The 14,116-nt window shown below is 72.1% G+C and carries 10 protein-coding genes and 1 pseudogene; 9 read left to right on the forward strand and 2 right to left on the reverse strand.

Features of this window, described 5'->3' with window-relative positions:
* The first annotated feature begins 565 nt into the window (after positions 1–565).
* A complete protein-coding gene (locus tag GSY69_RS01565) occupies positions 566–1,216 on the forward strand; it encodes a potassium channel family protein (protein WP_160952143.1) in 651 nt (216 codons plus the stop codon).
* 442 nt (positions 1,217–1,658) lie between these two features.
* Positions 1,659–3,512 carry an ABC-F family ATP-binding cassette domain-containing protein gene (locus GSY69_RS01570; protein ID WP_160952144.1) on the forward strand — a complete coding sequence of 618 codons (1,854 nt, stop codon included), beginning with the start codon at positions 1,659–1,661 and terminating at the stop codon, positions 3,510–3,512.
* A 119-nt stretch (positions 3,513–3,631) separates the two neighbouring features.
* Here GSY69_RS01570 and GSY69_RS01575 read toward each other — a convergent pair whose 3' ends face one another.
* Positions 3,632–5,158: an N-acetylmuramoyl-L-alanine amidase gene (locus GSY69_RS01575; protein WP_160952145.1), complete on the reverse strand. Its 1,527-nt coding sequence runs from the start codon at positions 5,156–5,158 to the stop codon at positions 3,632–3,634.
* Positions 5,159–5,475: 317 nt separating this feature from the next.
* On the reverse strand, positions 5,476–6,012 hold the full coding sequence (locus tag GSY69_RS01580) for a MarR family winged helix-turn-helix transcriptional regulator (protein ID WP_160952146.1): 537 nt from the start codon (positions 6,010–6,012) through the stop codon (positions 5,476–5,478).
* A 220-nt stretch (positions 6,013–6,232) separates the two neighbouring features.
* On the opposite strand from GSY69_RS01580, the gene GSY69_RS01585 reads away from it, so the two are divergent.
* The 7 genes and pseudogenes from GSY69_RS01585 to deoC all read left to right on the forward strand — a co-directional run bounded on the left by GSY69_RS01585 (position 6,233) and on the right by deoC (position 14,080).
* Positions 6,233–7,321 carry a BMP family lipoprotein gene (locus GSY69_RS01585; RefSeq protein WP_268526588.1) on the forward strand — a complete coding sequence of 363 codons (1,089 nt, stop codon included), beginning with the start codon at positions 6,233–6,235 and terminating at the stop codon, positions 7,319–7,321.
* Between the two features lie 133 nt (positions 7,322–7,454).
* Positions 7,455–9,026: an ABC transporter ATP-binding protein gene (locus GSY69_RS01590; protein WP_160952148.1), complete on the forward strand. Its 1,572-nt coding sequence runs from the start codon at positions 7,455–7,457 to the stop codon at positions 9,024–9,026.
* Positions 9,026–10,258, forward strand: a complete 1,233-nt coding sequence (locus GSY69_RS01595) for an ABC transporter permease (protein ID WP_160952149.1) — start codon at positions 9,026–9,028, stop codon at positions 10,256–10,258. The genes GSY69_RS01590 and GSY69_RS01595 overlap by 1 nt, the downstream gene beginning before the upstream one ends.
* Entirely contained in the window at positions 10,255–11,541 is a 1,287-nt protein-coding gene (locus GSY69_RS01600) for an ABC transporter permease (protein ID WP_160952150.1), read from the forward strand. Before GSY69_RS01595 ends, GSY69_RS01600 begins: the two co-directional genes overlap by 4 nt.
* Before the next feature lie 5 nt (positions 11,542–11,546).
* Positions 11,547–11,957, forward strand: coding sequence for a cytidine deaminase (locus GSY69_RS01605; protein WP_160952151.1), 411 nt, complete (start codon positions 11,547–11,549; stop codon positions 11,955–11,957).
* Between the two features lie 85 nt (positions 11,958–12,042).
* Positions 12,043–13,347 (forward strand): thymidine phosphorylase, encoded by a 1,305-nt coding sequence (locus GSY69_RS01610; protein ID WP_160952152.1) that lies wholly within the window; start codon positions 12,043–12,045, stop codon positions 13,345–13,347.
* A 62-nt stretch (positions 13,348–13,409) separates the two neighbouring features.
* Positions 13,410–14,080 (forward strand): annotated as a pseudogene (gene deoC / locus GSY69_RS01615) (deoxyribose-phosphate aldolase).
* Positions 14,081–14,116: the final 36 nt, after the last annotated feature.

Raw genomic sequence — 14,116 nt, forward strand, 5'->3', positions numbered from 1 at the left:
CGCGGCAGCCCCCAGCAGCGTCGGCCCCACCCGCGCTGCCCACAACGCGAGTACCGCCTCGACCGGTGCCGCTCCGAACCGGCCGACGCGCCGCCCCCCGGCACCGCCCACTCCGGCAGGATGCCGGCCCGCCGGGAATCCGATCCGTCAACAGGTGTGCCCCGCCGGGAAGGCAGGCCCGCTGGGACCCCAGCCCGTCAACACATTTGCCCTGCGAGGAGGCCCGGTCTGTCACCACCGTCCACCCGACGGCACCACCGTCCACCCGACGGCACCACCGTCCACCCGACGGCACCGCCGCGCCCTGGAGCGGACGCCCGCGGCCGCCCCAACACCGCTGGCTCCGCCCACGCTGCCAGCAACGCAACTCCCGCCTCGGCCAGAGCCGCTCCGCGCCGGCCGGCGCACCTCCCACCGATCAACTCCACCTACGCCACCAGCCGGCGTCGACCTCTCGGTGTTGCGCTCTCTGCCCGCCCCTCAGCACCGCCGGACCAACCCACGCGGCCCTCACCGGCTCTACTCGACCCGGCTCCTGTCCGCGGCTCCGTGCCAGGATTGGCCCATGAGCCCCACCGCCCGCCCGCCGCGTGCCGGCCAGCACAGCTCCCGCCCCCGCCTGCACGTGCGGAACATCCACTGGACCTTTCACCTGGGGTTCCTCATCGCGATGGTGGTCTTCTACTTCGTGGTCCCCATGCACCCCGAGCGCAGCCTGCTCAGCCTGGTGATCGGGTTGAGCATCATCGCCGTGTGCATCACGGGGGTGGGCTTCATCATCATCCGCGAGGCGTTCTACCGCCGCCGCGTGGGCGAGGTGCGCCTGCGCGTGCCCGAGCTGCTCATCCTCGTCGAGATCACCACGATCGCGTTTGCGCTGGCCTACTACGCCATGGCGATCTACTCCGATGACGAGGTCTCCGGCATCCACACCCGCATCGACGCCCTCTACTTCTGCATGACGACGCTCGCCACCACCGGCTATGGCGACATCCACGCCTCCGGGCAGCTCGCCCGCCTCGTCGTCTCGCTTCAGCTGGCCTTCAACGTCGCGTTCATCGCGATCGTCACCCAGATGCTCAGCTCGAGCTTCTTCCGCGCCGAGTCCGGCAGGACCCCGCCGCAGGCCGTCGCAGACCGTGCCAATGCCAATGCTGATGCCGATGCCGGTGCCGGCCCTGGAGGCGACGCCGATCGCACCGAGCCCCGCGACTGAACCGCGTGGTCGATCGCGCGGCTGCGCGTTCCCCGTCTCTTCCCTCTTTCCCCGTCTCACCTCATCGCCGTTCGCATCGCCACTCCCAGCCGCCAGCGATCCGCTGTGCAGCCGCGAACTATGCTGGTAGCACCGGGAAGACCGGCGCGCGCCCGCGCCCTGGGGCATCCCCGGCGGCTCTCGCACACTGGGCGGGCACTGGGTGGGCACTGCCCGTACTCGGCCCGCAGTCCCATCAGCAGTCGCGACCAGCAGTCCCCACCAGCAATCACAACCCGCAGCCCCACTCAGCATCACCGTCAGATACCAGTGCCGCCCCAGCCCGAGGCACCCAGCCGCGGAGCCACCAGCCGCCACCCAGCCCCGGCCCCAGCCCCGGCCCCAGCGCCCCACCCACGTCCACCCAACCCACCCCACGCCCTCGACCACCGCAAGGAGTCCCGTGCACCTGCTCGGCGCCGAATCGATCGGCCTGTCCTACCCGAACCGCACCGTCTTGGACGGCGTCACGCTGGGCGTCTCCGCGGGCGACCGGATCGGGATCGTGGGCCGCAACGGCGACGGCAAGTCCACGCTCATGCGCATCCTCTCCGGCGACATCGAGCCGGATTCGGGCCGCGTGACCGCGCGCGGCGGCACGACCATCGGCTACCTCCGCCAGACCGACGACCTGCCCGCGGACTCCACCGTGCGCAGCGCGGTCGTGGGCGACGTGCCCGATCACGAGTGGGCCTCGCGCGCCCACGTCCGCGACGTCGTCTCCGGGCTGCTCACCGGCACGGGCATCGACCTGGATGCCCGCATCGGCGACCTGTCCGGCGGCCAGCGCCGCCGCACCGCGCTGGCCCGCCTGCTGGCGGGCGACTGGGGCATCCTCGCCCTCGACGAGCCCACGAACCACCTCGACATGACCGGGGTGCGCTGGCTGGCCGAGCACATCAAGCGCCGCTGGCCCGCCGGCCAGGGCGCCCTCCTCGTCGTCACCCACGACCGGTGGTTCCTCGACGAGGTCTCCACGCTGACGTGGGAGGTCCACGACGCCGCCGTCGACGCGTTCGAGGGCGGTTACGCGGCCTACGTCCTCCAGCGCGTTGAGCGCGACCGACAGGCCCAGGCGGTCGAGGCCAAGCGGCAGAACCTCATGCGCAAGGAGCTCGCCTGGCTGCGCCGCGGCGCCCCCGCCCGCACCTCGAAGCCCAAGTTCCGCATCGACGCGGCCAACGCGCTCATCAGCGGGGAGCCGCCCGTGCGCGACACCGTGGAGCTCGTGTCCATGGCGACGAGCCGGCTGGGCAAGGACGTCTTCGAGCTGGTGGGCGCGGCCGCCGCGTACGCGGACGCGCAGCCCGTCATCGAGCCCACCGACTGGATCGTGGGCCCCGGCGACCGGATCGGCCTGCTGGGCGCCAACGGCGCCGGGAAGTCCACGCTCATCAACCTGCTCACCGGGCAGCTCGAGCCCTCGGCGGGCCGCGTCAAGCGCGGCAAGACGGTGCGCACCGCCATCCTCGACCAGCAGCTGCGCGACCTCTCCGACATCGCCGAGGACCGCATCCGCGAGCTCCTGGCCCGCCGCGCCACGGAGGTCTCCACCGCCGCCGGCCAGCTCACGCCCACGCAGCTGCTCGAGAGGCTGGGCCTGGGCGACGTCCTCCAGAGCCGCGTGAAGGACCTCTCCGGCGGCCAGGCGCGCCGCCTTCAGCTCCTCCTCGTCCTCCTGGACGAGCCGAACGTCCTCATCCTTGACGAGCCCACGAACGACATGGACACGGACATGCTCGCCGCCATGGAGGACCTGCTGGACACGTGGCCCGGCACCCTCCTCGTCATCTCCCACGACCGCTACTTCGTCGAGCGCGTCACCGATGACCAGTACGCGGTCCTCGGCCACCGGCTGCGCCACCTGCCCGGCGGGGTCGACGAGTACCTGCGCCTGGCCGGCGCGCAGGAGGCCGCGGCCACGGCCCGGCCCGGGCGCGCCTCGGGCGCGGGGGACGGTACGGTGCCCGGCACCGGTACCAGCGCCGGTCAGGCCTCCGCCGCCGAGGTGCGGGCCGGCGAGCCGGGCCTGTCCAGTGCCGAGCGGCGCCGGCTGGACAAGGAGGCGAAGGCGATCGCGCGGCGCATCGACCGCGCCGAAGACGAGCTGGCGAAGCTCGACGCGCGCCTGGCCGCCCACGACCAGAGCGACTTCGCGGGCCTGGCCGCCCTCACGCAGGAGCGCGGCGCGCTGGCCGCGGAGAAGGACGACCTCGAACTCGAGTGGCTCGATCTCTCCGAGCGCCTCGAGGACTGAGCCCGGACGCACGGCCGCCCCGGCTCAGCCTGGGCTGAGCCGGGGCGGCGGCGTGCGGTGCGGCGTGCGGTGCGGCGTGCGGTGCGGCGTGCGGTGCGGCGTGCGGTGGCCGGGGCGGCTCAGCGCACGATGCGCACGTCGGAGGCGTGCACGAAGCCCACCCGGTGGCCGATGCGCACCTCGACCCACGCGGTGGAGTCGCGGACCCAGCGGCCGGGCTTCCCGTAGTCCTCGGCCACCTGGTACGACCCGCGCAGGCGGCCGCCCACCACGTAGCGCGCCCCCGGCTCGATCGTGTAGGGCAGCGCCTCGTTCTTGGGCGCGTCGACGCCGGCCCGTTCGAAGGCCGCGGCGCCCGGATAGGCGGCCCCGTAGACCTTGACCGTCCGCTTGCCGCGCGGCGTCGCGAGCCCGTGGGGCGCACGGCCCGGCTCGAGCGCGCGCCGGCCCGCGGCATCCGTGTCCTTGACCCACGCCGTCGTCCCCGCGTAGTGGATCTGCGTCCAGCCGTGGGCGCGGCCGGCGACCGCGAACGTCTGCCCGCCCGTGAGGTTCGAGCCCCAGTCGTTGATGACGGGCACGGCCGGGCCCTTGCCGTCCGGGTGCAGGCCCGGGTCCGCGAACAGCGGCGCGTCGTCGCGCGGGGCGGTGCGCACCGGCACCGCGAAGACGCCCTGGCGGCCCAGCTGGGCGGTGCCGTCGGCATTGCGGAAGTCGATCGTGTTCGACCGGTCGTCCGGCGCCGCGACGACGGTCTTCGCGTGGCGCCCGCCGTGGCCGGCGATGCGGCCGCCGGCCCGTTCGATGAGGCGCTCGAAGCTGTAGAGCGGGCCCGGATCCCAGTGCATCTTGGCCACCCCGGCCACCGTGGTCGCCGGCACCTCCTCGTGGCCCACGATGTGCTCGCGGTCCAGGGGGATGTCGTACTTCCTGCACAGGTAGCGCACCAGGCGGCCCACGGCGGTGTACTGGGCCTGCGTGAAGCCCTTCTTCGACTCCGCCTGGCCGACCATCTCGATGCCGATCGAGCGGCCGTTGAAGTGCCAGTTGCCCGCGTGCCACGCGGCATCGGCGACGTCGACCATCTGCGTGACGAGCCCGCTGCCGGCGACCACGTAGTGCGCCGACGTCTGGTTCTTCGGGTCCGTGAAGATCTTCAGGGTGCCCTCGTAGTCCGCCTCCGTGTCGTGGATGACGATGTAGTCGATGTCCTTGGCGCGCCGGCCGGCGAGGTCGTAGCTGCCGTAGTCCGCGGGGTCGTCCGAGGTCTGCTCGTAGGCCGCGGGCACGACGTTCGAGCGCACGCTGCGCGGCGCATCGGCTCGCTGCCCCTTCTTCAGACCGTGCCCGTGGCTGTTGCCCGAACCGGGCCGTGCCGAGCGCACGTTCCACTCCGGCTCGGCAGCCGCCGGACCCGCGAAGGCCAGTGCGCCCGCGGCGCCCAGGCCACCCGCCGCGATGAGGGTGCGCCGGGTGGGCCGGCCCGCCGCCGCGCGCGCCGGGGCGGTCGCCGCCTCCGGACCGCGGGCGAGGCGCTCCGCCCCCGGTGCTGCCTGTTCCGCGTCGGTGTTCGGCGTGCCGGTGCTCCCCGCATCCGCGCGCCCCGCGGGGGCGCCGTCCTGCGGCCGTGTGCTGTGCGTGTCCACGATGCTCCTCTCGGCGGGCGGGCCGCCGTCCGGTCGGGTGACATGCACCACATTCGCATCCGGCGCAGGGCTGCGCAAACCGCGTCCGCCTCGTGAAACGCCCAACCGCCCTGGTCAGGGCAGGCGCCGACGCAACGGGGGAGGGATCGGGCCCGGGCTGCAGGGGCAGCGCACGGCGAAGCCGCCGCCCCGAACGGGGCGGCGGCTTCGGCACGACTGGAGCGGAACCGGGGGAGGCCCGGCGTCTGAGGGCTCGGTACTGCTGCCTGGGCTCGGTGCTGCTCTCAGGGCTCAGTACTGCTCAGTACTCCGACTGCTCAGTACTCCGCGCGGGTGACGAGCTCGCCGGCGCGCGCGTTGGCGCGGTTGAGCTCCTTGGCCGTCTCCGTGACGGCCGCCAGCGCATCCGCGTCGAGCCCGCCGAAGAACTCCTCGTAGGCGCGGCCGACCTCGCGGTAGTAGCGCAGGATGAGGTGGGCCGCCTCCTCCGTGTAGTAGATCGCGATCCGGCGCTTGTCCGACTCGTCGCGATCGCGCATGAGCAGGCCGCGGTCCGTGAGCCGCTCGAGGATCGACGTCAGCGTCGACGCGGACAGCGCCAGCTGCTCGCTGATGTAGCCGGGGGTGACGGTGATATTGCTGCCGGTGCCCGCGACCACGGCGCCCAGGACGTTGAAGTCCACGAGGTTGAGGTCATGGGCGTGGGCGAAGCGGGTGCTGGCCGTGCGGATGAGCGTAGCCTGGGTCATCGAGGCATGGACGAGGGCGGCGAGGTCATGGCGCTGCGATCCCTCCTGCGGGAAGTCATCGGCGCCGGAGAGTTCGAAGAGTTCGATCAGTGAATCGGGCAACATGCCCTACATCGTACGGGCAGATGCTGAGCGGATGCCCGCATTGCAATTGGGTATCGGTGTGTTACATGTAACGCCCGGGTCCGCGGCGCGCCCCGAGTCGGTCTATCCTGTGTAAACCATGACGGCAGCCTCGGTGCGGCCTGATTGCGCGCGCTCGCGCGGTGCCTCGGCCCCGCGCCCGCGCCGGTTCCAACGTCGTCACATCCGGGAGAATAGTCACGTGAAGCGCAAGCAGCTCGCCCCGCTCACCGCAGTCGTCGCCGTCTCGGCGCTCGCCCTGTCGGCCTGCGGCCAGGCCCCGTCCGAATCGAAGGACTCGGAGCAGAAGTCCGACTACAAGGCCTGCATGGTCTCCGATGCGGGCGGCTGGGATGACCGCTCGTTCAACCAGTCCGGCAAGGAGGGCTTCGACAAGGCCGTCAAGGAGTTCGGCCTCCAGGAGTCCGATGCGGAGTCCAAGGACGACTCCGACTTCACCTCCAACGTCGACCAGATGGTCCAGCAGGGCTGCAAGCTCATCTACGGCGTGGGCTTCAACCTGGCCCCCGTCATGACGAAGTCCGCGCAGGAGAACAAGGACATCGACTACGCGCTCATCGACTCCCCGTTCACGGACAAGGACGGCAAGACGGTCGAGCTCGACAACGCCAAGCCCATCGAGTTCAACACGGCCCAGGCCGCGTTCCTCGCCGGCTACGTCGCCGCCGGGACGACGAAGTCGAACAAGGTCGCCACCTTCGGCGGGATGAACATCCCCTCCGTGACGATCTTCATGGACGGCTTCGCCGACGGCGTGAAGAAGTTCAACCAGGACAAGGGCAAGGACGTCAAGCTGCTCGGCTGGGACAAGGACAAGCAGTCCGGCTCCTTCTCCGGCGACTTCGACAACCAGAGCCAGGGCCAGACGCTGGCCAACCAGTTCCTCTCCCAGGGCGCGGACATCGTCATGCCCGTCGCCGGCCCCGTGGGCCTGGGCGCGGCCGCCGCCGTGAAGAAGAAGGACGGCGCCAAGCTCATCTGGGTCGACTCCGACGGCTACGAGTCCGCCCCCGACTACAAGGACATCATCCTCACCTCCGTGGTCAAGGGCATCGCGAACTCCGTCTACGACACGGCCAAGGAGGCCAAGGACGACAAGTTCTCCGCCGAGCCGTACGTGGGCGACCTGTCCAACGACGGCGTGGGCATCGCGCCCTACCACGACCTCGAGGGCGATGTGCCCGACGACGTGAAGAAGAGCGTGGACGATCTCAAGCAGCAGATCATCGACGGCAAGCTCAAGGTGGAGTCCAAGGCCTCCCCGAAGTGATCTGAGCCAAGCGCCCATGGCCGCCCCGGCGGCCGTGGGCGCTTCGCTCCGCCCAGCCCCACTGTGCAATAGTCAGCCGTGCACGGAATCGGCGGTGCAGTCCTGCGCCGCTTCGGCACGAGGAGAACCCCACGTGAAACTCCAGCTCGCCGGGATCACGAAGCGATTCGGCTCCCTGGTGGCCAACAGCGCGATCGACCTCACGATCGAGCCCGGGCAGGTCCACGCGCTGCTCGGCGAGAACGGCGCCGGCAAGTCCACCCTCATGAACGTCCTCTACGGCCTCTACGAGCCCGATGAGGGCCAGATCGTCGTCGACGGCGAGCCCGTGCGCTTCTCGGGGCCCGGCGACGCCGTGGCCGCCGGCATCGGCATGGTCCACCAGCACTTCATGCTCGTGCCCGTCTTCACCGTCGCGGAGTCCGTGGCGCTGGGCTACGAGCCCGTCAAGGGCATGGGGATCCTCGACCTGGGGGCCGCCCGCGCCAAGGTCCGGGAGATCTCCGCGCGCTTCGGCTTCGACATCGACCCCGACGCGGTCATCGAGGACCTGCCCGTGGGCGCCCAGCAGCGCGTCGAGATCATCAAGGCCCTCTCCCGCGACGCCCAGGTGCTCATCCTCGACGAGCCCACCGCCGTGCTCACCCCGCAGGAGACCGACGAGCTCATCGAGATCATGCGCCAGCTCAAGGCGCAGGGCACCTCGATCGTCTTCATCACCCACAAGCTGCGCGAGGTGCGCGCCGTCGCCGATGCCATCACGGTCATCCGCCGCGGCGCGGTCGTGGGCGAGGCGAGCCCCAGCTCCTCGGAATCCGAGCTCGCGAGCCTCATGGTGGGCCGCGATGTCCACCTGACGTCTGCGAAGGAGCCCGCCCAGCCGGGGGAGGAGACGTTCGCGGTGGCCGGGCTCACGGTGCTCGACAAGTCCGGCTTCCCCGTCGTCGACGACATCGACTTCAGCGTGGCGCGCGGGGAGATCCTCGCGATCGCCGGCGTGCAGGGCAACGGCCAGACCGAGCTCACGGAGACCATCATCGGCCTCGCCGAGCCGCAGGCCGGCGACATCGTCCTCGACGGGCACAGCCTCCTGGGACGCAGCGTCAAGCAGCGCCTCGACGCCGGGATCGGGTTCGTCCCCGAGGACCGCTCGACCGACGGGATCATCGCGAACTTCGCGATCCGGGAGAACATGATCCTCGACTGGTACGACCGGCCGCCCTACGCCCAGGGCCTCGCGCTCAGGCCCGCGGTCATCCGCGAGGAGGCCGCGAAGAAGGTCGACGAGTTCGACATCCGGCTGACCTCGATCGACGACCCGATCTCCACCCTCTCCGGCGGCAACCAGCAGAAGGTGGTGCTCGCCCGCGAGCTCGGCCGCGAGCTGCGCCTGCTCATCGCCAGCCAGCCCACCCGCGGCCTCGACGTCGGCTCCATCGAGTTCGTCCACGGCCGCATCATCGCCGAGCGCGACGCCGGCACGCCGTGCATCATCGTCTCCACCGAGCTCGACGAGGTGCGCAACCTCGCCGACCGCATCGCCGTCATGTACCGCGGCCGGATCGTCGGCATCGTGCCCGGCGACACCCCCCGCGATGCCCTGGGCCTCATGATGGCCGGCGTCCCCGCCGCCGAGGCGCAGGCGCGGGTGGACGACGGCAGCGCCGTCACCGAGGTCTCCGAGGCCGCGCAGGAGGACATCTGATGAGCTCAACGACCGTGTCGCAGCCGCCGGCGCCCCAGCCGGCCGCGGGCGGCTCGCGCCCGGCGGGGACCGGCCAGCCCGGCCTCATGCGCCAGATCCTCTCCGGGTCCTGGCTCGTGTCCCTCCTGGCGATCGTCATCGCCCTGGCGGTGGGCGCCGTGCTCATCGCCGTGGCCAACCCGGACGTGCAGGAGACGGCGAGCTACTTCTTCGCCCGCCCCGCCGATTTCTTCGCCGCCGCCTGGCAGGCGATCTCGGAGGCCTACCTCGCGCTGCTGCGCGGCTCCGTGTTCGACTGGCAGGCCACCTCGGCGGTCCGGATGGTCAGGCCCTTCACCGAATCGCTCGTCAGCGCCACGCCGCTCATCCTCACGGGCCTGGGCATCGCGCTCGCATTCCGCTCCGGGCTGTTCAACATCGGCGGCCAGGGCCAGGTGGTGCTCGGGTCCATCTGCTCCGGCTTCCTCGGCTACGCGCTGCACCTGCCCCCCGTCATCCACCTGCTCGTCGCCCTGGCCGGCGGCATCCTGGGCGGGGCGATCTGGGCGGGCATCGCCGGTGTGCTCAAGGCGCGCACCGGGGCCAACGAGGTGATCGTCACGATCATGCTCAACTCGATCGCCGGCTTCCTCTTCGCCTACCTGCTCAAGCAGGCGTGGTTCAAGCACACGGACTCCGCGAACCCCATCTCCGCTACGGTCGACTCGTCGGCCATGCTGCCGCCGCTGCTGCCCTCCCCGTTCCGGCTGAATGCGGGCTTCATCGTCGCGATCCTCGCCACGCTGCTCGTATGGTGGCTGCTCGAGCGCTCGACGACCGGCTTCGAGTTCCGCGCGGTCGGGGAGAACCCGAACGCCGCGAAGACGGCGGGCATCTCCGTGTCCCGCGTGACGATCACGGTCATGCTCATCGCCGGCGCCCTCGCCGGCCTGGGCGGGGCCGCGCAGATCCTCGGCACGGAGGGCAAGCTGTCCGCGGGCGTGGGCGGCTCGATCGGCTTCGACGCGATCACCGTCGCCCTGCTGGGCCGCTCCCGGCCGCTCGGCACGTTCTTCGCGGGCCTCCTGTTCGGCGCGTTCAAGGCCGGCGGGTACCTCATGCAGGCCCAGACCGGCACGCCCATCGACATCGTGCTCGTTGTGCAGTCCGTCATCGTGCTGCTCATCGCGGCGCCCCCGCTCGTGCGCACGATCTTCCGCCTGCCCGCCCCGGTGAAGAAGGAGGACGCGTGAGCACCCTCGCCGCGCCGGCCGATGACCGGCAGACCCTCGCCGCGCTCCAGCCGATCGACTGGAAGCTGCCCATCGTCTACGGGGTGCTCGCGCTCCTGGCGCTCGTGGGCTTCGGCCTGGCGGCCCCCGGCGGCGCGCAGACGACCTTCGAGTTCGCCACCGAGGGGGACTTCTTCACGATCCCGCCCGTCGTGGTGCCCGCCAAGGCCACCGCGATCGTGCTGGGCCTGTTCTGCGCGGTGCTCGCGGCCTACGCGACGTGGGCCGCGCGCCGGCGCTTCGAGCCCGGCACGTGGCTGCCCGTGTGCTTCGGCGTGCTGTTCATGCTCGCGTTCCTCACGTGGGCCGGCGCCGGCAACGGGCTCATCGCCACGACCTCGCTGCTCGCCGGCGCGCTCGCGCTGTCCGTCCCGCTCATCTTCGGCGCGATGACGGGCCTCATCGGCGAGCGCTCGGGCATCGTCAACATCGCGATCGAGGGCCAGCTCCTGGCCGGCGCGTTCTGCGCCGCCGTCGTCGCCTCGGCCGCGAAGAACCCGTACGTCGGCCTCATCGCAGCCCCGATCGGCGGCATGCTCGTCGCCTGCGTGCTCACGTTCTTCGCGATCCGCTACTGGGTCGACCAGATCATCATCGGCGTCGTGCTCAACGTGCTCGTCGTGGGCCTGACGAACTTCCTGTTCTCCACCGTGCTCTCGGCCGACGAGGCGACGTGGAACACCCGCGAGCAGCTGCCGAACCTGCCGATTCCCGGCCTGCGGTCCATCCCGGTCATCGGCGAGGTCCTCTTCGACCAGAACATCCTCGTGTACTTCATGTACGTCGTGGTCTTCGCCCTCCAGTTCCTCCTGTTCCGCTCCCGCTGGGGCCTGCGGATGCGCGCGATCGGCGAGCACCCGCGCGCCGCTGACACCGTGGGCATCAACGTCAACCGGTGGCGGGCCATCAACACGATCCTCGCCGGCGGCATCGCCGGCCTGGGGGGCGCGTTCTTCACCGTGGGCTCCGGTCTGGCATTCGGCAAGGAGATGTCCGCCGGGCAGGGCTACATCGCGCTGGCCGCGATGATCCTGGGCAAGTGGAGCCCCAAGGGCGCGCTGTTCGCCGCCCTGCTGTTCGGGTTCGCGAAGAACCTGGGCAACTCGCTGTCCGCGATCGGCGCGCCGATCCCGCCGGACCTGCTGCTCATGCTGCCCTACATCGTCACGATCTTCGCCGTCGCAGGCTTCGTGGGGCGCGTGCGCCCGCCGGCCGCCGAGGGCGTCCCCTACCGCAAGCAGTGAGGGCCATGCGAGATTTCCCCGCCGAGGTGTGGGCCGAGCTCCACGACACCGCCCTGGCCGCGATGGCCCGGGCCTACGCGCCGTACTCCGGCTTCCCGGTGGGCGCCGCGGCGCTCGTCGACGACGGGCGGGTGGTGAGCGGCACGAACGTGGAGAACGCCGCCTACGGCCTGGGCCTGTGCGCCGAGTGCGGGCTCGTCTCCGAGCTCGCGCGCACCGGTGGCGGCCGCCTCGTCGCCTTCGCCTGCGTCGACGGCCGCGGCGAGCGCCTTGTGCCCTGCGGCCGGTGCCGCCAGCTGCTCTTCGAGTTCGGCGGGCCCGAGCTCGTCCTCGACCTGCCCAGCGGGCTCGCCCCCATGTCCGAGGTGCTGCCCGAGGCCTTCGGACCCGACCACCTGAGCGCCGCGCGCCGGTAGGCCGCCGGCCCGCGCCTCGGCGCCGGCCCCGGCGACCGGCGCCGGCGCCGCGCAACCCGCCCCACGACCACCCCGGGAGGACCCCATGCCGATCGAACCCTTCGACGCCGTCGACGTCATCGCCGCCAAGCGCGAGCGCCGGCGCCTGAGCGACGAGCAGATCGCGTGGGTGATCGACGCCTACACGCGCGGGGCCGTGGGCGATGAGCAGATGGCCGCCCTGGCCATGGCGATCTTCCTCAACGGCATGGAGGATGCGGAGATCGCCCGCTGGACCCGCGCGATGATCGACTCCGGCGAGCGGATGGATTTCTCCGGCCTGTCCAAGCCCACCGCGGACAAGCACTCGACCGGCGGGGTGGGGGACAAGATCACGCTGCCGCTCGCACCGCTCGTCGCGGTCTTCGGCGTGGCCGTCCCGCAGCTGTCCGGGCGCGGCCTGGGGCACACCGGCGGCACGCTCGACAAGCTCGAGGCGATCCCCGGCTGGCGCGCGGACCTGACGAACGCGCAGCTCATGGCCCAGCTCGAGGAGATCGGCGCCGTCATCTGCGCCGCGGGCTCCGGCCTGGCGCCGGCGGACAAGAAGCTCTACGCGCTGCGGGACACGACCGGCACCGTCGAGTGCATCCCGCTCATCGCCTCGTCGATCATGAGCAAGAAGATCGCCGAGGGGACCAACAGCCTCGTCCTCGACGTCAAGGTGGGCTCCGGTGCCTTCATGAAGGACCGCGAGGCCGCCCACCGGCTGGCGCGCACCATGGTGGCGCTCGGCCGCGAGGCCGGGGTGGACACCTCGGCGCTGCTCACGGACATGTCGACGCCCCTGGGGCTCACGGTGGGCAACGCGCTCGAGGTGCGCGAGTCCGTCGAGGTGCTCGCCGGCGGCGGCCCCGCCGACGTCGTCGAGCTCACCATGGCCCTGGCCCGCGAGATGCTCGCCCAGGCCGGGCTGCCCGACGCAGACCCCGCCGCGGCCCTGGCCGACGGCCGCGCGATGGACGCCTGGCGGGCCATGATCGCGGCCCAGGGCGGCGATCCGGATGCGCCGCTGCCCGCCGCGGCCCACACGGACACCGTCCTCGCCGAATCCGATGGCGTGCTCGCCGAGCTCGACGCGCTGGCCGTGGGCGTGGCCTCGTGGCGGCTGGGCGCCGGGCGCGCCCGCAAGGAGGACCCGGTGCAGGCGGGCGCCGGGATCGAGCTGCACGCCAAGCCCGGCGACGAGGTGCGCGCGGGCCAGCCGCTGCTCACCCTCCACTCCGATGACGAGGAGCGCTTCGCCCGCGCCCGCGAGGCGCTGGCCGGCGGCGTGGAGATCGCGCCGGCGACGAGCGCCGCCGCGACCGCCGCGCGCCGGGCCACCGTCATCCTCGACCGCGTGTCCTGAGCGCCCGCCGCCCAGCAGCACCCGTCCCATCCGCAGCCCGCACCCGCCAGAAGGAGCACCCCATGACCAGCCGCGCTGACGTCGCCGCGATGATCGACCACACCCTGCTCAAGCCCGAGTCCACGCCCGCCGATGTCGCCGCCCTGGTCGCCGAGGCGCGCAGCCTGGGCGTGCTGGCCGTGTGCGTCTCCCCGACCAGCTGCCGCTGGCCGACACGGGGGAGCTCACCATCGCCACCGTCTGCGGGTTCCCCTCCGGAGCCGTCAAGAGCGAGGTCAAGGCCGCCGAGGCCGCCCGCGCCGTGGCCGACGGCGCGGACGAGGTGGACATGGTCATCCGCATCGGCGCCGCGAAGGCCGGGGACTGGGACGCCGTCGAGGCCGACATCCGCGCCGTCGTCCAGGCCACCGCCGAGGCCGCCCAGGAGACCGGGCGCGCCGCGCTGGTCAAGGTCATCCTCGAGTCCGCCGCGCTCAGCGACGCGGAGATCGTCGAGGCCTGCCGCCGCGCGGAGACCGCCGGCGCCGATTTCGTCAAGACCTCGACGGGCTTCCACCCGGCCGGCGGGGCCAGCGCGCACGCCGTCGAGCTCATGGCCACGACGGTGGGCGGCCGGCTGGGCGTCAAGGCCTCCGGCGGCATCCGCACCCCCGAGGCCGCGCAGGCCATGATCGACGCCGGCGCCACCCGCCTGGGCCTCTCCGGCTCCGCGACGGTGCTCGCGGGCTTCTGAGCAGTCCCGCCGGCGCCGTTCCCTCAGCGCACTTTC

This window comes from Brevibacterium rongguiense, from assembly GCF_009857845.1.
GTDB classification, from domain to species: domain Bacteria; phylum Actinomycetota; class Actinomycetes; order Actinomycetales; family Brevibacteriaceae; genus Brevibacterium; species Brevibacterium rongguiense.